Annotated in this window: 21 protein-coding genes; 7 read left to right on the forward strand and 14 right to left on the reverse strand. The window is 70.3% G+C overall.

Annotation, left to right across the window (positions count from 1 at the left end):
• Window positions 1–112: 112 nt before the first annotated feature.
• From O3I_RS27600 to O3I_RS27610, 3 genes are read right to left on the reverse strand one after another with little or no spacing between them, the layout of a single operon-like run.
• Window positions 113–757: an urease accessory protein UreD gene (locus tag O3I_RS27600; protein WP_014986294.1), complete on the reverse strand. Its 645-nt coding sequence runs from the start codon at window positions 755–757 to the stop codon at window positions 113–115.
• Complete coding sequence (gene ureG, locus O3I_RS27605; protein ID WP_014986295.1) at window positions 747–1,463, reverse strand: urease accessory protein UreG; 717 nt, start codon at window positions 1,461–1,463, stop codon at window positions 747–749. The genes O3I_RS27600 and ureG overlap by 11 nt, the downstream gene beginning before the upstream one ends.
• A 25-nt stretch (window positions 1,464–1,488) precedes the next feature.
• Entirely contained in the window at window positions 1,489–2,139 is a 651-nt protein-coding gene (locus tag O3I_RS27610) for an urease accessory protein UreF (protein WP_014986296.1), read from the reverse strand.
• A 156-nt stretch (window positions 2,140–2,295) separates the two neighbouring features.
• On the opposite strand from O3I_RS27610, the gene O3I_RS27615 reads away from it, so the two are divergent.
• Window positions 2,296–3,165: an SDR family NAD(P)-dependent oxidoreductase gene (locus O3I_RS27615; RefSeq protein WP_237748141.1), complete on the forward strand. Its 870-nt coding sequence runs from the start codon at window positions 2,296–2,298 to the stop codon at window positions 3,163–3,165.
• Between the two features lie 4 nt (window positions 3,166–3,169).
• Here O3I_RS27615 and O3I_RS27620 read toward each other — a convergent pair whose 3' ends face one another.
• Window positions 3,170–4,669 carry an MFS transporter gene (locus tag O3I_RS27620; protein WP_014986298.1) on the reverse strand — a complete coding sequence of 500 codons (1,500 nt, stop codon included), beginning with the start codon at window positions 4,667–4,669 and terminating at the stop codon, window positions 3,170–3,172.
• Between the two features lie 92 nt (window positions 4,670–4,761).
• On the opposite strand from O3I_RS27620, the gene O3I_RS27625 reads away from it, so the two are divergent.
• The 3 genes from O3I_RS27625 to O3I_RS27635 all read left to right on the forward strand — a co-directional run bounded on the left by O3I_RS27625 (window position 4,762) and on the right by O3I_RS27635 (window position 7,145).
• Entirely contained in the window at window positions 4,762–5,442 is a 681-nt protein-coding gene (locus tag O3I_RS27625; RefSeq protein WP_014986299.1) for a TetR/AcrR family transcriptional regulator, read from the forward strand.
• Between the two features lie 85 nt (window positions 5,443–5,527).
• Window positions 5,528–6,523, forward strand: coding sequence for a zinc-binding dehydrogenase (locus tag O3I_RS27630; RefSeq protein WP_014986300.1), 996 nt, complete (start codon window positions 5,528–5,530; stop codon window positions 6,521–6,523).
• 49 nt (window positions 6,524–6,572) lie between these two features.
• Entirely contained in the window at window positions 6,573–7,145 is a 573-nt protein-coding gene (locus O3I_RS27635; RefSeq protein WP_014986301.1) for a 3'-5' exonuclease, read from the forward strand.
• Between the two features lie 48 nt (window positions 7,146–7,193).
• On the opposite strand, the gene O3I_RS27640 is transcribed toward O3I_RS27635, so the two are convergent.
• The 6 genes from O3I_RS27640 to O3I_RS27665 all read right to left on the reverse strand — a co-directional run bounded on the left by O3I_RS27640 (window position 7,194) and on the right by O3I_RS27665 (window position 15,036).
• The gene (locus O3I_RS27640; protein WP_014986302.1) at window positions 7,194–7,871 is read right to left on the reverse strand and encodes an O-methyltransferase; all 678 of its coding nucleotides are present in this window, start codon (window positions 7,869–7,871) and stop codon (window positions 7,194–7,196) included.
• A 449-nt stretch (window positions 7,872–8,320) separates the two neighbouring features.
• A complete protein-coding gene (locus O3I_RS27645) occupies window positions 8,321–10,024 on the reverse strand; it encodes a hypothetical protein (RefSeq protein WP_014986303.1) in 1,704 nt (567 codons plus the stop codon).
• A gap of 55 nt (window positions 10,025–10,079) precedes the next feature.
• Complete coding sequence (locus O3I_RS27650) at window positions 10,080–11,987, reverse strand: sugar ABC transporter permease (RefSeq protein WP_014986304.1); 1,908 nt, start codon at window positions 11,985–11,987, stop codon at window positions 10,080–10,082.
• Window positions 11,984–13,279: an ABC transporter substrate-binding protein gene (locus O3I_RS27655; RefSeq protein WP_041562915.1), complete on the reverse strand. Its 1,296-nt coding sequence runs from the start codon at window positions 13,277–13,279 to the stop codon at window positions 11,984–11,986. The genes O3I_RS27650 and O3I_RS27655 overlap by 4 nt, the downstream gene beginning before the upstream one ends.
• A gap of 36 nt (window positions 13,280–13,315) precedes the next feature.
• A complete protein-coding gene (locus O3I_RS27660; RefSeq protein WP_014986306.1) occupies window positions 13,316–14,605 on the reverse strand; it encodes an SPFH domain-containing protein in 1,290 nt (429 codons plus the stop codon).
• Entirely contained in the window at window positions 14,605–15,036 is a 432-nt protein-coding gene (locus O3I_RS27665; protein ID WP_171904459.1) for an NfeD family protein, read from the reverse strand. Before O3I_RS27665 ends, O3I_RS27660 begins: the two co-directional genes overlap by 1 nt.
• Window positions 15,037–15,179: 143 nt before the next feature.
• On the opposite strand from O3I_RS27665, the gene O3I_RS27670 reads away from it, so the two are divergent.
• The 3 genes from O3I_RS27670 (at window position 15,180) to O3I_RS27680 (ending at window position 17,767) form a co-directional block, all read left to right on the forward strand.
• Window positions 15,180–16,007 (forward strand): DUF3097 domain-containing protein, encoded by an 828-nt coding sequence (locus tag O3I_RS27670; RefSeq protein WP_014986308.1) that lies wholly within the window; start codon window positions 15,180–15,182, stop codon window positions 16,005–16,007.
• A gap of 90 nt (window positions 16,008–16,097) precedes the next feature.
• Window positions 16,098–16,910: a hypothetical protein gene (locus O3I_RS27675; protein WP_041562917.1), complete on the forward strand. Its 813-nt coding sequence runs from the start codon at window positions 16,098–16,100 to the stop codon at window positions 16,908–16,910.
• A gap of 113 nt (window positions 16,911–17,023) precedes the next feature.
• A complete protein-coding gene (locus O3I_RS27680; RefSeq protein ID WP_014986310.1) occupies window positions 17,024–17,767 on the forward strand; it encodes a S1 family peptidase in 744 nt (247 codons plus the stop codon).
• Window positions 17,768–17,864: 97 nt separating this feature from the next.
• On the opposite strand, the gene O3I_RS45935 is transcribed toward O3I_RS27680, so the two are convergent.
• The 4 genes from O3I_RS45935 to fabG1 all read right to left on the reverse strand — a co-directional run bounded on the left by O3I_RS45935 (window position 17,865) and on the right by fabG1 (window position 21,146).
• Entirely contained in the window at window positions 17,865–18,389 is a 525-nt protein-coding gene (locus tag O3I_RS45935) for a hypothetical protein (protein ID WP_014986311.1), read from the reverse strand.
• 73 nt (window positions 18,390–18,462) lie between these two features.
• Window positions 18,463–19,524 carry a ferrochelatase gene (locus O3I_RS27690; RefSeq protein WP_014986312.1) on the reverse strand — a complete coding sequence of 354 codons (1,062 nt, stop codon included), beginning with the start codon at window positions 19,522–19,524 and terminating at the stop codon, window positions 18,463–18,465.
• A 20-nt stretch (window positions 19,525–19,544) separates the two neighbouring features.
• Window positions 19,545–20,381, reverse strand: a complete 837-nt coding sequence (gene inhA / locus O3I_RS27695) for an NADH-dependent enoyl-ACP reductase InhA (RefSeq protein ID WP_014986313.1) — start codon at window positions 20,379–20,381, stop codon at window positions 19,545–19,547.
• A 42-nt stretch (window positions 20,382–20,423) separates the two neighbouring features.
• Complete coding sequence (fabG1, locus tag O3I_RS27700; RefSeq protein WP_014986314.1) at window positions 20,424–21,146, reverse strand: 3-oxoacyl-ACP reductase FabG1; 723 nt, start codon at window positions 21,144–21,146, stop codon at window positions 20,424–20,426.
• Window positions 21,147–21,291 lie beyond the last annotated feature (145 nt).

Genomic DNA, 21,291 nt, shown 5'->3' on the forward strand with positions numbered 1-21,291 from the left:
TCGCGCACCAGTTCCAGCGTCCCCGCCCCCGCGTTCGCGCACCCTTTCCGTCTTCCCGCACCCACTGTGGCAGGCCGTAGCGGGTGCGGGAAGACGGAAAGGGTGCGGGGAGTCAGAGCGCGCCGCCGGTGCGGGTGCGGAGGGTGCCGCCCGCGGCGAGGGGGAGGCGGGAGTCGGTGAGGCCCACGGTTTCCTCGGGGCGCTCGTCCGGGTAGCGCAGCTCGCTTTCGAGCGCGCGGGGGGCGTCCAGGGCGTCGTCGGCGGCGGCGCCTAGACCCAGTTTCAGGCGGTGGCGCAGCAGCGGCGTCTTGCCGATATCGGCGATCAGGTCGCCGCGCCAGCCGCCGTGCGCCTCACCGGACCGGCCGATCTGCACCCGCTCGCGCAGCCGCAAACGGGCATCGGCGGCGAGCCGGACCGTGCTGACGGTGTGGTGGTGCGCCCCGCCCGCCACGATCGTCGGCTCGGGATCGAAGTCGAGCTCGCCGCCGCTGCCCACCTCGAACCGCCAGTGCGCCAACGACATCGGCGTCGCGGCGCTCGGCAGCGCGATGGTGGCCGCGACCGAGCGCACGACCAGCCGCGCCCCGGGCCCGACCACCAGCGCGATATCGAGTTCGTCACCGCCGAGCGGCGTCGCGGCGGTACCGATCAGGTGCACGGTGTCGGGCCCGGTGCGGCGGGCCGAGAGCCCGCCGCTCGCGTGGATCTCGGGCAGCGTCGCCGCCCGTGCGATGATCCGGAGTTCAGTGCGCAACAGGGGCTTCGGCGGCGGCGCGGTCCTGTTCGGCGAGCAGCCGCAGCTGGGTACGCACCCAGGCGAGCACCGGGGTGGCCGCCGGGTCGTCGGTCAGCGAGATCAGCGCCGTCGGGCGGCCCTCGCGCACCTTCGCCGCGTCGCGCTCCATCACGCCGAGATCCGCGCCCACCAGCGGCGCCAGGTCGGTCTTGTTGACCACCAGCAGATCCGAGAACGTCACGCCCGGACCGCCTTTGCGCGGCACCTTGTCCCCACCGGCCACGTCGACCACGAAGATCTGCACGTCGATCAGGCCGGAGGAGAAGGTCGCGGTGAGGTTGTCGCCGCCGGATTCCACCAGGATCAGGTCCAGCGGCGGGTTCGCGGCGACCAGGTCGTCGATCGCGTCCAGGTTGGCCGTGATGTCGTCGCGGATGGCCGTGTGCGGGCAGCCGCCGGTCTGCACCGCGGTGATCCGCTCGTCCGGCAGCACCGCGTGCCTGCGCAGGAAGTCGGCGTCCTCGGTGGTGTAGATGTCGTTGGTCAGCACGGCCAGCGACAGCTCGTCGCGCAGCTGCCTGCACAGCGCGGCGACCAGCGCGGTCTTGCCCGAGCCGACCGGACCGCCGATGCCGATGCGCAGCGCCTCCCCCGCGGTGCGCTCGCGCTTCGGGCGATCGTGCGAATGGTCGTGCGGTTCACCGTCGATCAGATGCGGTGGCATGGTGGCGATCTCCTTCTTCCGGGATTCAACTGGCGAACAGCGGCATGTCGCGGTGCAGGTGGCGTTGCGCGAGCACGTCTTGTAGCGGATCGGACAGGCAGGCGAGGCCGTCGACCGCGTCGGCGGCCGTGCGGTCGCACAGGTCGGCGAGACGGACCGTGCAGGCCGCGATGGCGGCGGGGTCGAGCGCGAGCAGCCGTTGCGCGGCGGTCGCCGCGCCGGTCAGCGTGGTGTAGACGACCACGCCCGCGATCTCCTGCGGCGTCACCAGGCAGGCGGCGCCGACCATGCCGAACACGGTGGACAGGTGCGGGCGCGGGCCGACCGCGGCCCAATCATGGTGCGGCCACAGTTGTTTGGACAGCCGCAGCAGGCCGCGCCCCTGTGCCCGGGCCGCCGTGCGCGCAGCGGGCGACGGCGTGCGCGCGTCGGCCTCGGCCTCGGCCCGCTCCGGCGTCAGCGCGCCCGCGCAGACCGCGGCCGCCAGCGAGGCCGCGACCAGTCCCGAGGTCCGGATCCGCCGGCGCAGATACAGCTCGACCGTCAGCACGTCCCGCACCACACCGGAGGCGATCGCCTCCTCCACCCCGCCCGAGTGCACGTGCCCGCCGATCGGCAACCGCGAATCCGCCAACGCGAACAGCGTCGCCAAGCTCGCCGAACCGATTTCACCCACCGACGGATCTTATGCCCGGCGTGTCGCGCAAGCGTGTCCCGGCCACCTCGAACGCTGCGGGGCGCGGACGATATCGCACGTCGCGGGCAGCACCGGGACGGATCGCGATCGCGATACCGAGCGCCGAATTGACGCTGTGCTAATAAAGTCGGAGGGGTGACTGAGACTCCGGCCCAGAGCAACGGACGCCCGCTCGCCGAGCGAGTGGCGAGCCGGCTGTTGTATCCGACCTCACGGCCGCGCGAGCAGACGTTGCGCGAGGCGGTCGCGGGCAAGGTGGTGCTGGTGACCGGGGCGTCGCACGGCATCGGCAAGGCCAGCGCGCGCAAGCTCGGCGCCGCGGGCGCGATCGTGCTGCTCGTCGCGCGCTCCGCCGACGATCTGCGCGAGGTCGCCGCCGGCATCACGGCCGAGGGCGGCACCGCGCACGTCTACCCCACCGACCTCACCGACATGGACGCCGTCGAGCTGCTGGCGCGCGGGCTGCTCGCCGAACACGGCCACCTGGACGTCGTGATCAACAACGCGGGCAAGTCGATTCGCCGGTCGATCGACGAGTCCTACGACCGCTTCCACGATTTCACCCGCACCATCGACATCAACTATCTCGGCCCGGTGCGGCTGCTGCTCGCGCTGCTGCCGGACATGCGCGAACGCAGGCAGGGCCATATCGTCAACATCTCCACCTGGGGTGTGTTGATGCCGCCCGCGCCGCAGTGGGCGGCGTACGGCGCGTCGAAATCCGCGTTCGATGTCTGGCTGCGCAGCGTCGCCGCCGAGGTGTCCGGCGACGGCGTCACCACCACGTCGATCTACATGCCGCTCGTGCACACCAGGATGAGTGCCCCCACCGACTTCAGCCGGGTGCCGGGCCTCACCGTCGACGAAGCCGCCGACCTGGTCTGCCACGCCGTCACCGCCAAGCCACGCGAGATCGCGCCCTGGTGGTCCAGCCCCGTCCAGGCCTGGACCAACCTGACCCGCAACCAGGTTCAGCGCTTTTTCGAACGCGCCTTCCGCCGGTGAACGCTCAGTGCGCCGCGCCCGCGCCCGGCGCCAGACGCCGGGGCGAGGCGAAGTAGGCGATCATCGCCATGGCGACGAGGATGGTCGCGCCCACCGCGGTCGCGATGTGCATGCCGGAGACGAAGGATTGGCGCGCGGACTCGATGAGCGCCGCGTCGCCGTCCGCCTTCTGGATGGTCTCGCCGATGGTGGCCGCGTAGTCGCCGCCGGACCGGAAGATCAGCGCCGCAAGCGATCCCAGCAGCGCCAGGCCCAGCGAGTTGCCGAGTTCGAAGCTGGTCTCGGAGATGCCGACCGCCGAACCGGCCCGCTCCGGCGGCACCGAGGACACCGCGACATCGGACACCAGGGTGAAGGCGATGCCGTAACCGATGCCCGCGATGGTGGAGCCGGCCAGGTACCACCAGAGCCCGCCGTGCACGCCGACGCCGAGCAGCATCAGGTTGCCCACCGCCGCGGCGGCCAGCGCGAAGGTGAAGCTGTTGCGGACGCCGAAGCGCTGGCCGACCCGCGCGCCGCTCATCGAGAAGACGAACACCGCCACCGCCATCGGGATGCCGAGCAGCGCCGCGGCGAGCGGATCGCGGCCGGTGACCGACTGCAGGTAGATGCTGGTGAGGTAGCTGAGCGCGGCCAGCGACATCATGCCGACGAGGCTGGAGCCGATCGCCACCGAGAATCCGGCACGGGTGAACAGCCGCAGATCCAGCAGCGGGTCGGTGAGTTTGCGCTGCCTGCGCACGAAGATGACCAGCACCACGATGCCGATCAGCGCGATGATGATCGATTCCGCGTCGATCCCTTCGGCCGCGGCGTGTTTGATGCCGTACACCAGGGGCAGGATGCCGCCGATGGACAGCGCGACGCTGGGCAGGTCCAGCGGTCCGCGCACGCCCGCGCGGTGTTCGGGCAGCACGAAGGGGCCCAGCGCCAGCAGGATCAGCAACACCGGGATGTTGATGAGAAACACCGAGCCCCACCAGAATTGGTGCAACAGCACGCCGCCGATGATCGGCCCGACCGCCGAGCCGCCCGCGAAGAACGCGGTCCACACGCCGATCGCCGCGGCACGCTCCTTGGCGTCGGGGAACAGGCTCGAGATCAGCGCCAGGCTGGACGGCAGCAGGGTCGCGCCACCGATGCCCATCAGCGCCCTGGCCACGATCAGCACCGCCGAGCTGGGCGCCAGCGCGGCGAGCACCGACGCGATGCCGAAGATGGCGGCGCCGGCCAGCAGGATGTTGCGCCGCCCGATCCGGTCGCCGAGGTTGCCCATGGTGATCAGCAGGCCCGCGATGAGGAAGCCGTAGATGTCGAGGATCCACAGCTGCTGCGCGGCGGACGGGTCGAGATCCTCGGTGAGCGTCGGCATGGCCAGGAACAGCACCGAGATGTCCATCGACACCAGCAGCACCGGGAGCAGCAATACCGTCAAGCCCAGCCAGGCACGGCGCGAGCCGGCGGCCGGCGCCTGCGCGGCGCGTGCGGCCTCGACGTCTGTCATCCTGAAATTTCCTCTCCGTCTCGCGTACGCCGTACGCACAAGGTCGGGTACAGTGTACGCAACCTCCCCTGGAAGTGAAAGTGAGTCATGGGATGACTGAGCTCAAGCTCAATCGGGCCGCCATCATCGACACCGCCATCACGCTCGCCGACGAGGAGGGACTCGACGCCCTGTCGATGCGCCGGATCGCCGACGCCATGGGCGTCGGCGCCATGTCGCTGTACCGGCACGTCGCGAACAAGGACGAGTTGCTCGCGGCCATGACCGACGAGGTCGCCCGCCGCAATCCGTATCCGTCGCCCGAGGGACAGCAGTGGTCCTGGCGGGACCGGGTGCGGATCGCCGCCGAGGTCGATTGGGCGCTCTACCTGCAACATCCGTGGGTTCTGCTCACCTTCGCCACGCCGCGCTACAGCTTCGGCCCGCAGAGTCTGGCGTGCCTGGCGTGGATGGTCGAGGGTCTTTCCGAACTGAATGTTTCCACGCGCGAGGCCACCACGATGGCGTTCACGATCTGGAACTACATCTCGGGGGCGACGCTGCCGCACATCAGCGCCACCCTGATGGCACGCAAAGGCATGAACCCCGAGGGCGACAACGGGCTGCGCACCATGCTGAAAGGAGAATCACAGTATCCGGTGCCGCCCGCCCTGGCCGACCTGGAAGGTACCGGGGTCAGCGACCTCACCCAGGAGGAACTGCTGTACGTCGGGCTGTCGGCGCTCTGTGACGGTTTCGAGGTCAGAGCGCGGCAGCACGCCGGGTCGGCGTGAACCGCCGCGACGACACGCCGAGTTGACCTGAACCTGACTTGATGTTGCACGGTGGGTGGCGTCTGCCCCACGAACAGGAGCCACCGTGCACGCGATTCGCCTCCATGCCTTCGGCCCGGCCGAGAACCTGCGCTACGAAACCGTCTCCGACCCGCAACCCACAGCGGGTCAGGTGCGGATCGCCGTGGCCGCGGCGGGCGTTCACCTGATCGACACCACGCTGCGCAAAGGAGCGGCCGGGCCGTACCCGGCGCCCGAACTGCCGACGGTGCCCGGGCGCGAGGTGGCCGGAACCGTCGATCTGGTCGGCGCCGACGTCGACCCGAGCTGGCTCGGCAAGCGGGTGGTGGCTCATCTCGGCATGGTGCCCGGCGGGTACGCGGAACTAGCCGTCACCGAAGTCGCTCGGCTGCACGAGATTCCGGATGCACTGGACCCCGCCGAAGCGGTCGCGATGATCGGCACCGGCCGCACCACTCTCGGCGTCCTGCTGTTCGCCGATCTCGTCCCGGACAGTATCGCCCTTGTCACGGCCGCCGCGGGCGGCCTCGGCACGCTACTGGTGCAAGCCGCGAAGAACGTGGGCGCGACCGTCCTGGGACTGGCCGGCGGCCCCGCGAAAGTCGAACTGGTGCAACGCAATGGGGCCGACCTCGCGGTCGACTATCTGCGAGCCGACTGGCCGGACGAGGTGCGCGCCTTCCTCGGTGACCGCACCGCGACGATCCTGTTCGACTCGGTCGGCGGCGAGATCGCCCGCCGGGCATTGGATCTCGTAGGGAAGGGCGGGCGGCACCTGGTCTACGGCGCCTCCGGATCCAGCCCGAAAGATGCTGCCACACCGCCCTTTTCCGCGGACGAGCTGGCGGCCCGGGGCATCACCTCACAGCTGGTCGTCGGTCCCGCCATGCTGCAGCGGGTCGGCGGCGACCTGCGCCCGCTCGAAGAGCAGGCCATCGCCGCGGCCGCCGCGGGCCGCCTGCACCCCGCCGTGCAACGCTTTCCGCTCGCCGAGGCCGCCGCCGCCCACCACGCGTTGGAGCAGCGCGGCACCACCGGCAAGGTCGTTCTCGTCCCCTGACCCGAAAAGCGATTGAGCGCGACCCGGCGTCTCCCTACCCTCGACGAGCATGGGCGGAAATACGGGGTTACTCAATGTCGTCGACGTCGAGGCGACGTGCTGGGCGGGCACGCCGCCGCCCGGCGCGGTCAGCGAGATCATCGAAATCGGTCTGACCGTAGTCGATCTGGGCTCCGGTGCGCGGACCGCGAAACATCGGATCCTGGTGCGGCCCGCCCGCTCCACGGTCAGCGAATTCTGCACCGAACTCACCGGGCTCACCCAGGACGAGGTGGACACGGGTGTCGAATTCGCCGAAGCCTGCCGCCTGCTCGCGGCCGACCATGCGGCGGGGACGCGCCCGTGGGCCAGTTGGGGCGACTACGACCGCAAACAGTTCCGCAACCAGTGCGCCGCCACCGGCACCGCCTATCCGTTCGGCAGCAGGCACACCAACGCCAAGCTGGTGTTCAGCGAGGCCTACGGATTGCCGAAGCGGCAAGGGATGGCGGGCGCGTTGCAGATCGCGGGGCTGCCCCTGGAAGGGCGGCATCACAGCGGCGCGGACGACGCGTGGAACATCGCCGCGCTGGTTCTCGACATCACCGGCCGCGGGGCCTGGCGGGTGACGAACACCGGCTGACGTCGCCGGCCGCCGCGGACGCAGATGATCCGCAGCGGCACAACGAATTCAGTCGTCCGCGTCGCCGTTCACCACGGCGTAGGCGAAGCCGTCCCAGCCCTTGCCGCCGACGGTCTGCACCACGGTGGCGTCGAGGGTCGGTTCGGCCGCGAGCAGTGCGAGGACCTCGCGGCTGGCCTTGATCATCGGGTCGGCGGAGTCCGCGTCGGCCACGCCGCCCTCGCGCACGACATTGTCGACGATGATCACCGAGCCGGGGCGGGTCAACCGCAGCGCCCACTGCACGTAGTTCGAGTTGTTCACCTTGTCGGCGTCGATGAACACCACATCGAACGGCTCGGGGTTCTCCTCGGCCAGCACCGGCAGATTGTCCAGGGCCGCGCCGACCCGGATCTCGACGCGGTCGCCGACACCGGCGCGGTCCAGGTTCTGCCGGGCCACCTCGGCATGCTTCGACTGGTATTCGAAGGTGATCACCTGACCCTTCGCGCCGACCGCGCGGGCCAGCCAGATCGTGCTGTACCCGCCCAGCGTGCCGATCTCCAGCACGCGCCGCGCCCGCGCGGTCTTCGCCAGCAGATAAAGGAACTTGCCCTGCGGCGGGGACACGTCGATCGCGGGCAGTTCCGCCGCGGCGTTCGCGGTCAAGGCCGCCGCCGTCTCCACGTCCTGCACGAGGGTGTCCACCAGGTAGCGGTCCACATCGGCCCAATCAGGTGTCGTCATACCGAAAAGTCTGCCACCGTGACCGGATCGGCGTGTCCGGCCCGCGCGTGCCGTGGCGCACATTCCGTACCCGCACATCAGATCGAGTGCGGCACTCCACCAGATCAACCCGACCACCAACTGGTGTCCGTGACGCCGGCCGCTGCGCGCACAGCCCGCTCCGGACGGAACAGGTGCAGCTGATGCGGGTCGTCGACGACCGGCAGCGGTCGACCCGGTCCAGCGCAGTAGGTGCGGAGTGCGGTCGCTCCGGCGGATCCGGCCCCGGCCGCCTGGCGATCTATGGGCCGCCGACCAGCCGCGCGCAGCCTGCGCCAAGGCCGAAGGGGTGCGGCCAGCGCGGTTAGTTGCGGAGTGCGGGCACTCCGGCGGATGCAGGTCCGACTGCCTGGCGGTATTCGTGACATCGACCAGCGGCGCGGGCAGGTGCCGAAGGCGGAAGGGTATGGCTAGCCTGGGTCGTCTGCTACCGGGAGGGGCCAGCGGTCGATGCGGTCCAGCGCGGTCAAGGGTGGGGTGCGGTCGAGGAGGGCGCGCAGGCCGCGGCGGCGGGCGGCTGTGAGCCGCGAATCGGCTTGGGCCGCATAGTGTCCGGCGTAGCGCAGACCGTCGTGCAGGCGGCGGGCTGCGGCGAGCCAGCCGGTGACCTGGCGCGTCACCTCGGGTGCCGACAGGCCGGGACCGAGCAGCGTCTCGGCGTGACCGGGGTCCTCCAGCAGGGCCGAGCCGAGATGTTGCAGGCAGCGGGCGATGCCGTGTTCGTCCACCATGACGCGATATTCGCCGAGCGCCTGCTGCCAGCGGTGCAACGCCTTGGCGGAGTCACCGCGCACCCACCAGACGATGCCCATGGTCTCGTGCACGTGCGCGCGACCGTCCGGGTCCCGACCGGTGCGGGTGAGCGATTCGGCCAGGTCGAGCCGGTCCTGGGCGGCATCGAGCCGCCCCTGCCACAGGTGTGCGATGGCCAGGTTGATCAGCGCGCACACCTCGCCCGCCACGTCTTCGCGCGGCAGCAACCACCACGACGCCTCCAATTGCGCGACCACCCCGGGCAGTTCGTGTGGCAGGGCCCGGTCCAGCCGGCGCAGCGCGGCCCGATGTTCCCAGCGCGCAGCCAAACTGGTGGACAGGTTGCGCGGCCGGTAGCGACCGGGCCGGTCCTGCAGCCGGCCCGCCCGCATCTGCACCAGATCCCGGTGCAGCACATGGCCGTTCAGCCCTGGTATGTCGCACATCTTGGCCGCGAGCTCGCCATGGTTCTCCCCCAAGCCGATTCGCGCGTACCAGGTGTCCAGCGCGTCTCCGATCCGCACCAGCTCCGGCACCACCGCCGCGGGCAGTTCCGCGCCGAGTTCCGCGCATGCCTTGACAAGCGTGCGCAGATACCTTTCCTCGGCCTCGAACCAGCAACGCGCCCCGGCCGCGAAACGCGCCGTCTCCAAAGCGATCGCCCAGCGCCCCGCGCGATCGGCGTAATGGTGTACCAGCGCCGTCAGCGCCGCGGGCCAGCGCGCGCCCTCGCGCACCTCCGCCCGCTCCGGCAGCACCGGTACCTTGCGCAGGCAATAGCGTTGCGCGCCCGCGGTTGTCACGATGTTGTCCCGGCGCAGGGTGTCCAGCAGCACCGCGGCGGTCGGGCGCGACGCCAGCCGCTCCAGTGGTAGCCGGGCGGGCGCGTCGAGCGCCGCGCCCAAGACCGCGAGCAGCGCGGCGGCCTCGAAGTCGCGCACCGGCAGCTCGCGCAACACCGCCGCGATGATCCGGCCGTTCAGCGCCGGGGTGCGGCGCGGCGGACCCGGACACCGGTGCGTCGTCGCCGGCTGCGGCGCGGGCTCGACCAGATCCGCGAGCAACGCGAGTTCCGCCGTGACGCGCACTCTTTCGCGGTACCACCGGACGAAACGGTAGCCCACGTACGCGGCCGCCGCGACGATGACGAGCACCGACAGCCAGCGCAGGGTGCCCGCGAGCACCTTGACCGCCGTGCTGTCGCCCAGCGAGTTGATCACCAGACTGCGCGCCAGCTCGAACAGCAGCGCGTACGCCACCACCGAGGCGGTACCCAGAAACCCTTGCCAGACGGTCGATCTCGGCGTGCTCGGCGCCGCCGCCGGGTCGTCGGGACGCGCCTGCTCGTCCGGGCGGCTCATGGCCGCACCACGCGGACGCTCGGACTCCCCTGCGGCACGATGCTGCGCCCGTCGCTCATCGCAGCGCGCCCCCGGTCAGTCCGGGCACCAGCCAGCGCCGCCAGGTGGCCAGCAGCAAAGCGACCGGCAGGATCGCCGAGATCAACGCACCGGCCGCCAATTGCGCCGAGTTCTCACCGAATTGGCGAGCCTGGCCCCACAGCAGCAGCGACCACGGCGTCGCGCCCGCACCGCTGATCAGCAACCCGATCACGAAATCGTTCCACACCTGGATGAATTCGAGCGCGGCCACCGCGCCCAGCGCCGGACCCGCGGAGGCCAGCACGCGCCGCGCGATGGTGCCGGGACCGGCCAGGCCGTGCAGCGCGTCGGCGGCGGGACTGTCCGGCGGCGCGAGCAACGCGCCGCGCAGCACCAGGATCGCGATCGGCAGACCGGCGGCGGCGTGTAGCAGGATCAACGGGATCCGGGTGCCGGACAGCCCGTAGGCGTCGATGAACGTGTTCACCGGTCCCAGATAGCTCTGCACCGGCAGGACCGAGAGCACGACCAGCGCCACCACCGCGATCGTCGCGGCGGAGCGGTTCGGCCGCAGCGCGGCGAGCCGGTACGCCACCGGCACCGCTGCGGCGACCACGACCAGGGTGGCCAAACCGGCCACCCACACGGTTGTTTCGAGCGAGCGCAGCAGGGCCGGGTCACGCCACACACGTTCGATCGCACCGGTCCCGAACCCGTCGCGGTCCTGGAAACTGGCATAGATCAGCCAGCCGATCGGGACCAGGGCGAGCAGCGAGACCGCGACGATCCCCAGCAGTCGCAACGGTTTCCGGCGCGGACGCGCCGCGACGGCGGGCGGCGCGGGCGACGCCGACAAGCTCGTCCGGTGCCTGCGCACGTTGGTCTGCAAGAGCCAGGCCAGGAAGCCGACCAACACCGCGAGCGGCAGACCGTAGGCCGCCGCCACGCCCGCGTCGATCTCCGAGTCGGTGGCCAGCCGCCACCAGTACACGCTCGCGCTGTCCAGTTCGTACTGCATCGAACCGGGCACGCCGATCAGCACCACGTCGAACACCCGCGCGGCGGCGACCCCGACGGCGAGCCCGACGATGAGCACCACCGGACGCAGTAGTTCGAAGAGCCGCAACGGAAATCGGCCCTCGCCGAGATAGAGGAAGCCCGCGCGGACCGAATCGTGCTCGATAGCCCGGATCCCCGCCCGGAACAGACCGGTGACGAAGCCGAACCAGGTCCACACGAAGGCCGAGCACAACATCAGCCCGTACCAGAGCCAGTACCCCACAACACTTTCGATGCCGAGCAGGTCACCGAAGAACTCGAAGATCAGCCGGAAGGCGACGCCGGACACCACCGCCGAGATGCCGAACGAGACGATGAGCGGCCGCCACAGCCACTGCGAATCGCGCGCCCACCACGCCACGCCCAACGCCGCCGCCAGCATGAGCACCACGACCAGCAACCACCCGAGGGTGCGCAGGTAAGACCACCTGCCGTCGTGGCCGAGCGCGGTCGCGAGCAACCACAGCCCACCGGCTGCGAGCACCAGCGCACCTGACCACAGCACCAGCCGGAACGTGTACCACACAGCCCGAATCATCGACCGCGGCACCGGTATCCGGTGCCGCAGCAGCCATCGCCGCCACCGTTCGAGCAGCCGGAACCCGGTGACCCGTGGCTGCCGGGTCAACTGGGTGAGCCCGACCGCGCCGAGCGCGGCGCCCAGACAGGAGACCACCAGCAGCGGCCGCGCCCGGGCCGCGCTCACCACCGTCCACACCACCGGTGCCACGATCAGCGCCATGGTCAGCACCGTGGCGGGCAGCACCGCCGCCACACCCGTCCATCGCCGCGGGTGACTGCCCGCGACCAGCGGTCCGCGCATCCGGCGTCCGCTGAGTTCGAGCAGCAGCCCGTGCGCCTGGAAGTCCTGCTGTCCGGTCACCGCCGCCGCCGATCCACCGCGTCGAGGGCGGCGATCGCGCGATCGGTCGCCTCGTCCAGCCGTTCCGTCGCCCCGTTGCCGACCGTGGTGAAGAAGTCGGTGAGGATGCGCCACAACCCGTTTCGGCCACCGACGGCGCCGATCCGGTCGGACAGATCGAACGCGCCGCGCGTCCGCAGGGTGCGCGCCACGGGTTCGAGCAGTGCCGAATACCGGGCCTCGGTACGGAGATTCGGCGCGATGAAGCCGCCGTAGCCCTCGATCCACGGCACCGGCGCCGTCGGCGCGGCAAGTGCCGCAACGAGATCCATGGCCCGGTCGGTGGCCGACTCGGTCACCACCATCACGTCGCCGCCGACGATCCGCGGGGCGGCCACCTCCGGCGTGACGGCCGGGAACGCGGCGACCCCGACCGTCTCGGGCACCTGACGTCCCGACCGGCGCACCGCGGCCCGCACGATCGGCTCGGCGAAATCCGGCGCGACCACCATCACCGCGCGCCGGTGCTCGAACACCTCGCGCACCGCGTCCGGGAACTGCTTGGTCAGGGCCACCGCGATACCGCCGGGAAAGGCGTGCCGGTGCCCCCACAGCGAGCCCAGATGCCGGAACGCGGCCCGCACCGCGGGACTTTCCCAGGTGCGATCGGCGCGGCCCGCGGCGACCTCGTCGTAGATGCGCGGGGATTCGGCGAGCAGCGCGTTCTCGAACACGTCGGTGAGCACCCAGCCGTCGGCCGCGCCGAGCGCGAGCAACCGCACGGGCGAGTCGGCGAGGAACTCCATCCGGTCCAGCCAGTCCGCGAGGGTCCAGCCCTCAGGGTCACCGAGCCGGTACCGCTCGACCAGCTGCCGGTCGTACCAGACCACCGACTTGTCGGCGGCTTTGAACGGTACGCCATAGGGTTTCCCGTTGTGCTGCAACAGCTGTCGCCAGATATCGGGATAGGACGGGTCCGAGCCGTCGGACCACAGCCGCTCGGACACCGGCCGCAACTTGCGCCGCTCCGCGAGCGGGCGCACCCGGCCCGCCTGCGGCAGCATCACGAGATCGGGCGCCGAGCGCCCGCCCGCGGTGAACGCGGTCTCGATCTCGTCGCCGAGCGGCACCACATCCACCGGATGGGGAAAGCCGAGCCGGGCCAGCACCGCACGGAACGCCGTCAGCTCGGTCCCGCTCCACGACACCCCGACGCGCACCGCGCCGGGGTTGCCGAGCAGCAGATCGGGCGCGCAGGCGGCAGCGAGCGGCGCGACGAGCGCCACCTGCAAGAGTTCTCGCCTGGTTCGCATCAACCCCCCGGAGCCGCCGCGCCGCCGCGAATCGACCTACTTCGAAAAGTTCTCCGGCGGTTGCCACGGCCTGCCGTGCGGGTCCTCGGGCCGGTAGGCCGGTTGCTGTTGCGGCGGTTGCTGCTGTTGCGGCGGTTGCTGCTGCTGCAACGCCTGCTGTTCCTCCTGCGGTGGCAACACCGACTGGTGCGGCGCCGGCTGATGCGGCGCGGTGGGCGGCGGCGCCATCAAACCCTCCACCGGCGTGCGCGCGGTGGCCTCGGCCGCGCGGACCGCGCGTTCGATCGTCGGGTCCGACGCGGTATCGAACCAGTCGGCGACGTCGGAGTCGTCCTCCACCTTGACCTGCTCGCCGTCGGAAGACGGTGGCTCGTAACGGAACACGCCGTCCTCGCCCTTGGTGGCGAAGCTGGTCGCGAAGCCTTCGAGCGCCTTGCCGAAATCGCTGGGCACCAGCCATACCTTGTTGGCATCGCCGCGCGCGACCATCGGCAGGGTCTGCATGTACTGGTAGGCAAGCAGTTCCGGCGTCGGCTTGCCGTTCTTGATTGCGGCGAAGACCTTCTCGATGGCCTTGGCCTGACCCTGCGCCTGGAGATAGGACGCCGCCCGCTCGCCCTGGGCGCGCAGGATGCGGCTCTGCCGTTCGCCTTCGGCCGCGAGGATGGCCGACTGCTTGGCGCCCTCGGCGGACAGGATCTGGGCCTGCTTGGAACCCTCCGCGGTCTTGATCTGTGATTCGCGGGTGCCCTCCGCGGTGAGGATCATGGCGCGCTTCTCACGGTCGGCCTTCATCTGCTTTTCCATCGACTCCTGGATCGATGGCGGCGGATCGATGCTCTTCAGCTCGACCCGCGCCACCCGCAGCCCCCATCGGCCGGTGGCCTCGTCCAGCACGCCGCGCAGCTGGCCGTTGATCTGATCGCGGGAGGTCAGGGTCTGTTCCAGGGTCATGCCGCCGACCACGTTGCGCAGCGTGGTGACGGTGAGCTGCTCGACCGCGGCGATGTAGTTGCTGATCTCGTAGACCGCCGCCTGCGGGCTGGTGACCTGGAAGTACACCACCGTGTCGATGTGCAGGGTCAGGTTGTCCTCGGTGATCACCGGCTGCGGCGGGAAGGACACCACCCGCTCGCGCAGGTCCACCTTGGCGCGGATGCGGTCGGCGAACGGCACGAGGAACGTCAGCTGGCCGGACACGGTGCGCGAGTACCGGCCGAGCCGCTCGATCACCGCCGCCTCCGCCTGCGGCACCAGCGCGATCGACTTGAAGACCACCACCACGACCAGCAGGACGAGTACGGCGGCAACGATCAGTACAGCCATCACGGCCCCTTCCACACGACGGCGGTCGCGCCGTCGATCTTCATCACGAACACCTTCGTACCCGGTTCGTACACCTCGGTCTCGTCCATCGGCCGCGCGGTCCACACTTCCCCGCTCAGCTTCACCTGACCGGAATGCGCGTCCACCTGCTCCAGCACCAACGCCGACTTGCCTTGCAGGGCTTCGACGTTCGTCGGAATCGGCGGCGGATTGCCGAACCGGCGGCGCAGCACCGGCCGCACCCCGAGAAACAACACCAGCGTCAGCACGCCGAAGACGATCGCGTCCACCACCACCGACGTGCCGGCGACGGAACTCACACCCGCGGTGCCCAGCGCGGCGACGCCGAGCATGAGCAAGGTCAGGTCCCCGGTGAGCATTTCCGCGGCCGCGAGCAAGATCCCCGCGACCAGCCAAACTATTGCGGCCACGCTGACCACTCTAGTGCGCGTCGGCAACCGGATGCGCTGGATGTCGATCATGTGTGCCTGGAATGTTGTAGACCGGCGTGTCGAGCGCGGGCCCCGCGATTCGCAGAACCGAATACGAATGTCCGCCTGCTAAGTTCGGGCGGATGAGCGGGCATGACAGGTACGGCGGCGATATCTTCTCCGGGCATTCCCGGGCGAAAAAGCGGGCGGTACCGCAGGTCAGCGCCGAACGCGACCTCGTCGTCGAGGACGCGGCCAGCGGATTCTGCGGCGCCGTGGTGGGTTTCGACCGCAGCTACGACGGCGAGTTCGTCAAACTGGAGGACGCGCGCGGCGCGGTGCGGCTGTTCGCGCTGCGTGAGGCCGCGTTCCTGATCGACGGTCAGCCGGTCACACTGGTCCGGCCGACGGCCGCGGCACCGAAGCAGCAGACGCGGTCGGCTTCCGGCTCCACCCGGGTCGAGGGGCTACGCGCAAGGGTGGCCAGGACCAGCCGGATCTGGGTGGAGGGCGTGCACGACGCCGCACTGGTCGAGCGGGTCTGGGGCCACGATCTGCGGGTCGAAGGCATGGTCGTGGAACATCTGGAGGGGCTGGACAACCTGGCCGAGCGGCTCGTGGAGTTCGAGCCCGGTCCCGGCCGGCGGGTGGGCGTGCTGGTCGACCACCTGGTCACCGGCTCGAAGGAGACCCAGCTCACCACCGGGCTCGGCCCGCACGTGCTGGTCACCGGCCACCCGTTCATCGACGTGTGGCAGGCGGTGCGGCCCGCCACGGTCGGCATCGACGCGTGGCCGCAGGTGCCGCGCGGCGAGGACTGGAAAACCGGCATCTGCGACCGGCTGGGCTGGGGCACCCCGCAGGACGGCTGGCGCCGGATCTACGGCGCGGTCGAGTCCTTCCGGGACCTCGAGGCACCGCTCATCGGGGCGGTGGAACGGCTCATCGACTTCGTCACCGAGCCGGAATAGGCGCGTCCGCCGAGGTACTCGCGGCGCTGCTCAGGAATGCCCCTCGCGGGAATGCCCGTGAATAACCATCACCCTTTATGCTCGATAATTATGTGCTCTCCTAGTGCCACGCTGACGGTGTGGGCCGGCTCCTGGCTGGCCGGCTGCAGCGCGCCCGACGACGTATTGGAGGCCCTGCACGCCTGGGCGGGCCGGCACACCATCGCGGCCGGCGACCCGGTCACCGGTGGCCGCTCCGATCTGCCGTGGTCGTCGCGCGGCAATCTGCCGGGCACCGGGATGATGGCGCTGCTCAAGGTGATTCGCGAGGCGATGGCCGAGCCGGGCGCGAAGATCCGGCTGGTGCTGCCGGTGCCGGGCGACGTGCGCGGCCTGCCGGTCGGCACCGCCTTCGCCGCCGACGCGATCGAGGCGCAGGAGGGTCTGCTCCTCGGCGCGCCGGGCACGGAGGGCACCGGCCTGATCCCGCAGTGGACCGACGACGACACCTTGCAATGGTCGGTCTACAGCACGCCGATTCCGGCGGAACCCGGCCCCGGCATGTCGCTCGGCGAGGCGGAATACGCTATGCGCGAAGCGGTCCGCGACGCCGCCGACGCGCTGATGCAGTTGCACACCACCTCCGTCGGGTCGGCCGATTCGGATCCGCGCGAACTCATCGAGGCCGAGCTCGCGGACTACTCCCGGCACGACTACCCCGACTCGATTCCGCTGCGGGCCAGGAAGATTCTGGACACCGCCGACCATGTCGCCGCGATTCTCACTGTGGCGCAACGGGAACCGGCTTCCTCGCCGACCTCGGCGACCGCGATCGGCGCCCAGGAGTCGCTGCTGCGCCCGCTGTGGGACGCGATCCGCGCGGCCAGGCTGGTCGCGGTGCACGCGGCGGCGCGCAGCGCCTGAGTGCCCGCTTCGGGGCGTTTGTCCCGTTGTGCCGCAATCGAATCCGCTTCCGGTCGCGCTCGGGGCGGTCTCGCAATAGTGTGCTTCGAGGAGTCGAGCGAAGGAGGTTCGCGATGCGCTGCACCGCGATACTCGCGGCGGTGGTCACCGCGGCGACGATCGGAATCGGCCTGCCCGCCGTGCCGCAGGCGGCCGCGGTGGTCGGCGGACAACCGGCCGACGCGTCCGCGTACCCGTGGCTGGTCGCGATCGGCACCCCGCTGCTGCCGCTGCGCCCCGGCGGGCAGTTCTGCGCGGGTGCGTTGATCGCCCCCGACCAGGTGGTCACCGCGGCGCACTGCGCCGTGTTCACCGGGCGGGTACCCGCCGCGCTGCGCGTCACCTTCGACCGATCGGACCTGCGCACCGACGCGGGCACCTCGGTCCGCGTCACCGACGTCCGGGTGCATCCGGATTTCCGGGTCACCGTGTTCGGCACCGACCTGGCCTATCACAACGACCTGGCCATCCTCACGCTCGACCATCCGGTCCAGCGCCCGACGGTGCGCATCGCCGCGGCCCACGGCACTTCGGGCACCATCCTGGGCTGGGGTGCGACTTCGGACGACGACTGGACGAACCCGCTGCTGCACGCCGCCACCGTCCCGCTCGACGCCGACTGCGCCGCCTACGGCGACGCCTTCGACCCCCGAGAAGCGTTGTGCGCCGGTTCGACCACCGCCGACGCCAACCAATTCGACAGCGGCGGCCCACTTCTCGTCGACGGCGAGCTGGTCGCCCTCACCTCCTGGGGCAAGGGCGCCGCCGAACCCGGCTACCCCGGCATCTACACCCGCCTGTCCACCGTCATGTTCTGAGCGAATCCGCATTCCCGCACCCTTTCCTGCACGAGACACGGTGTGTCGCACGGCAGGTCGGGGTGCGGGAGGTCAGAGGGGGTGCGCGGACCCCGGATCAGTGCTGCTGGTGCGGCGGATACGAGGACTGCTGCGGGTACTGCTGACCCTGCGGCTGGTAGGGCTGCTGGTACTGCTGGCCGTACGGCTGACCTTGATACGGCTGCTGGCCCTGGTAAGGCTGCTGGCCCTGATACGGCTGCTGCCCTTGATAGGGCTGCTGGTATCCCGGCTGCTGGTAGCCCGGCTGCTGGGCCGGATACGCCTGCTGCTGCGGGTACTGCTGCCCGGGGTACTGCTGCCCGGCTACCTGCTGCTGGTACGGCTGCGCGCCGTTACCGTGCTGCGGCAGCTGGTTCTGGTTCTGCCCTCTGTTTCTCCGGGAGAGCCAGATGATGACGACCATGCCGACGACGACCAGACCGAGGCAGATCAGCCCCACGACCCACGAGCCACCCTTGCCGCCCCGGCTCCCCCGCCGGCGTGCTTCCGTGGTCTCCAGTGCTGCCGTCCACACGGTGTCGTCGGACCATGCCCCCAGGTCCAACAGTCCGGTAGTGGTCATCATGTCGATATATGTCATCAATTCTCACCTTGCGCCCCGCTTCGGCTTCGTCCGAAGGCGAGAGCGATGCTATCGCAGACCTATTCGCGAGTCATCGATGAACGGTGCCCCGACTTGGGAGGGCACAGCACCCGATGAAGCAGGGCTCGCCGTTCGGCGTGCAGCCGTAACCGGGGACCTCGCCGAGCCGTCGCGGCTGTGCGCCCGCCAGCTGCTCGCCGATCAATTCGACGACCATGCGCGCGAAACGGGGGTCGGTGCCGGGGGTGCCCGCCCGCACGAAAGCCATGTCGAGTTCGGCGGCCTTCTCCCGCGCCTCGTTGTCGAGATCCCAGATCACCTCGAGGTGATCGGACACGAAGCCCACCGGGCAGACGATGACCGCTTCGACGTTCTTCGCGCCGAGATCGTCCAGGTGATCCACGATATCGGGATCCAGCCACGGCACCTGCGGCGGACCCGAGCGGGACTGCCAGACGACGTCGTAGTCGGTGAACCCCGTTGCGGCGGCGGCCAATCGGGCGGCCTCGGCGACCTGACGGCTGTACAGGTGCCCGCCGTCGGCCGCCGGGCCCGCGGCGGTGTCGGCGACGATCGGAATGGAATGCGCGGTGAAGACCAGCCGGGCCGCGTCGCGGCGCTCGGCCGGAAGTTCTTGCCGTGCCGCGCGAATCGCGTCGGCGAAGGCCGCGATCAGCAGCGGGTGATCGAAGTACTGGCGCAGCTTCACCAGCTCCGGCGCACCGGCACCGAAAGCCGTTCGGGCCCTGGCGATATCCTCGTGGTACTGCAGACAGCCCGAGTAACCGCCCCAGGCCGAAGTCGGGAACACCAGCGCGGAACGCACACCGTCGGCGGCCATCCGCGCGACGGTGTCCTCCACCATCGGCGTCCAGTTCCGGTTGCCGAAGTACACCGGCAGATCGATTCCGGCCGCGGCCAATTCGGCCTCGACCGCCGTGATGATGTCCCGGTTGAGCGCGTTGATCGGCGACACCCCGCCGAAGTGCAGATAGTGCTGCGCGACCTCGTCGAGCCGCGCGCGCGGCACGCCCCGGCCCCGGGTGACGTTCTCCAGGAACGGCATCACGTCTTCGGGGCGCTCCGGGCCGCCGAAGGACAGCAACAGCAGTGCGTCGGCGGCCCGTGCCACGTTCCCTCCTCCGGGATGACTCAGTTGATCGACATGTCCTCGGGGAACCAGGTGTTGTGGCTGGCCCCGCCGTCGACGTAGATGATCGAGGCGGTGGTGCCCGGCAGCCAGTCCGAGAGCATCGCGACGATCGACTTGGCGACCACCGTCGGGTCGTCGACGTCCCAGCCGATCGGCGACGCGCCGTCCCAGTACTCGTTGAGCTGGTTGAGCTTGGCGGCGTCGTCGGTCGCGGTGCCCGCGATCGCCTTCGCCGCGAGTGTCTTGATCGGACCGGCGGCGATCAGGTTGGAGCGAATCTTCTTGGCCGCGCCCACCTCTCGCGCGACGTACCGGTTCACCGACTCGAGCGCGGCCTTGGCCACACCCATCCAGTTGTAGAACGGCATCGCGGTGCGCGGATCGAAATCCATGCCCACGATCGAGCCGCGCTCGTTCATCACCGGCAGCACCGCGCGGGCCAGCGAGGCGTAGCTCCACGCCGAGATCTCGAAGGCCTTCGCCGCGTCGGGGCCGGGGCCGTCGAGGAACGGCAGCGCCTCGGGGCCCATCAGGGTGCGCGGCGCGAACGCGATGGAGTGCAGCACGCCGTCGATGCCCTCGGGCGCCAGCTCACGCAGCTTGTCCGGCAGCTCGGCGAGGTTCTCCTCGCTGGTGACGTCGAGCGGGATGGCCGGGGGGACCTCCTGCGGCAGCCGCTTGGCGATGCGGTCGATCAACCGCAGCCGCTCCGGAATGCCGGTGATGATCACCTTCGCGCCCTGCTCCTGCGCGACCGCGGCCGCGTGGAACGCGATCGACGAGTCGGTGATGATGCCGGTCACCAGAATGGTCTTGCCTTCGAGCAGTCCGCCCATGGGTTCTCGGTTCTCCTGATTTCGGGTTGTGTGGTGAAAAGACTAGTGGCCCATGCCGAAGCCGCCGTCGACCGGGATGACCGCGCCGGTGATGTAGCCCGCGTCGTCGGAGGCCAGGAAGCTGATCGCGCCGGCGACCTCCTCCGGCTGGCCCATCCGCTTGGCCGGAATGCCGTACTTCAGCACCAGGTCCCGCATTTCGTCGGTCATCTCTTCGCGGGTCATATCGGTTTCGATCAGACCGGGCGCCACCACGTTGGCGGTGATGTTGCGCGAACCGATCTCCATGGTGATCGCGCGCGCCATGCCGACCAGGCCCGCCTTGGCCGCGGCGTAGTTGACCTGGCCCGGCGCGCCCTTGAGGCCGACCACGGAGCCGAGGAAGATGATCCGGCCGAACTTCGCGCGCAGCATGGCGCGGTTGGCGCGCTTGGCGCAGCGGAAGGCGCCGGTGAGGTTGGCATCGATCACGCGGGTGAACTGCTCCTCGTTCATCCGCATCAGCAGCGTGTTGTCGACGATGCCGGCGTTGGCCACCAGCACCTCGACCGGACCCTGCTTCTCCTCGACCTCGGTGAACGCGCGGTCGATCGATTCCGCGTCCGTCACATCGCATTTCACGCCGAGCATCCCGTCCGGCACGCCGGAACCGCGGTGGGTGACGGCGACCTTGTGACCGTCGGCCACCAAGCGCTGCGCGACTGCGAGACCGATGCCACGGTTACCACCGGTGACCAGGACAGACCGGGATGTGATGTTCGACATGGGGAACAACCTACCTGGTGGCGGCCGCCGTCCGGAAACCCGCCCGGCGCTGGTCCGGACGGGTCCGCGGCGAGGGCGGCGCGGTTCGGACAGAACGGTCACCAGCCCTGCGGCGTGACCCGATCGGGGAGACAGCGGCGGCTCG

It is taken from the genome of Nocardia brasiliensis ATCC 700358, assembly GCF_000250675.2.
GTDB lineage: Bacteria > Actinomycetota > Actinomycetes > Mycobacteriales > Mycobacteriaceae > Nocardia > Nocardia brasiliensis_B.

Coding starts and splice junctions, on each gene's coding strand:
- ureG (WP_014986295.1), bottom strand. CDS start 1,463: ATGCCACCGCATCTGATCGACGGTGAACCGCACGACCATTCGCACGAT.
- O3I_RS27620 (WP_014986298.1), bottom strand. CDS start 4,669: ATGACAGACGTCGAGGCCGCACGCGCCGCGCAGGCGCCGGCCGCCGGC.
- O3I_RS27625 (WP_014986299.1), top strand. CDS start 4,762: ATGACTGAGCTCAAGCTCAATCGGGCCGCCATCATCGACACCGCCATC.
- O3I_RS27635 (WP_014986301.1), top strand. CDS start 6,573: ATGGGCGGAAATACGGGGTTACTCAATGTCGTCGACGTCGAGGCGACG.
- O3I_RS27640 (WP_014986302.1), bottom strand. CDS start 7,871: ATGACGACACCTGATTGGGCCGATGTGGACCGCTACCTGGTGGACACC.
- O3I_RS27645 (WP_014986303.1), bottom strand. CDS start 10,024: ATGAGCCGCCCGGACGAGCAGGCGCGTCCCGACGACCCGGCGGCGGCG.
- O3I_RS27655 (WP_041562915.1), bottom strand. CDS start 13,279: ATGCGAACCAGGCGAGAACTCTTGCAGGTGGCGCTCGTCGCGCCGCTC.
- O3I_RS27660 (WP_014986306.1), bottom strand. CDS start 14,605: ATGGCTGTACTGATCGTTGCCGCCGTACTCGTCCTGCTGGTCGTGGTG.
- O3I_RS27670 (WP_014986308.1), top strand. CDS start 15,180: ATGAGCGGGCATGACAGGTACGGCGGCGATATCTTCTCCGGGCATTCC.
- O3I_RS27675 (WP_041562917.1), top strand. CDS start 16,098: ATGTGCTCTCCTAGTGCCACGCTGACGGTGTGGGCCGGCTCCTGGCTG.
- O3I_RS27680 (WP_014986310.1), top strand. CDS start 17,024: ATGCGCTGCACCGCGATACTCGCGGCGGTGGTCACCGCGGCGACGATC.
- O3I_RS45935 (WP_014986311.1), bottom strand. CDS start 18,389: ATGACATATATCGACATGATGACCACTACCGGACTGTTGGACCTGGGG.
- inhA (WP_014986313.1), bottom strand. CDS start 20,381: ATGGGCGGACTGCTCGAAGGCAAGACCATTCTGGTGACCGGCATCATC.
- fabG1 (WP_014986314.1), bottom strand. CDS start 21,146: ATGTCGAACATCACATCCCGGTCTGTCCTGGTCACCGGTGGTAACCGT.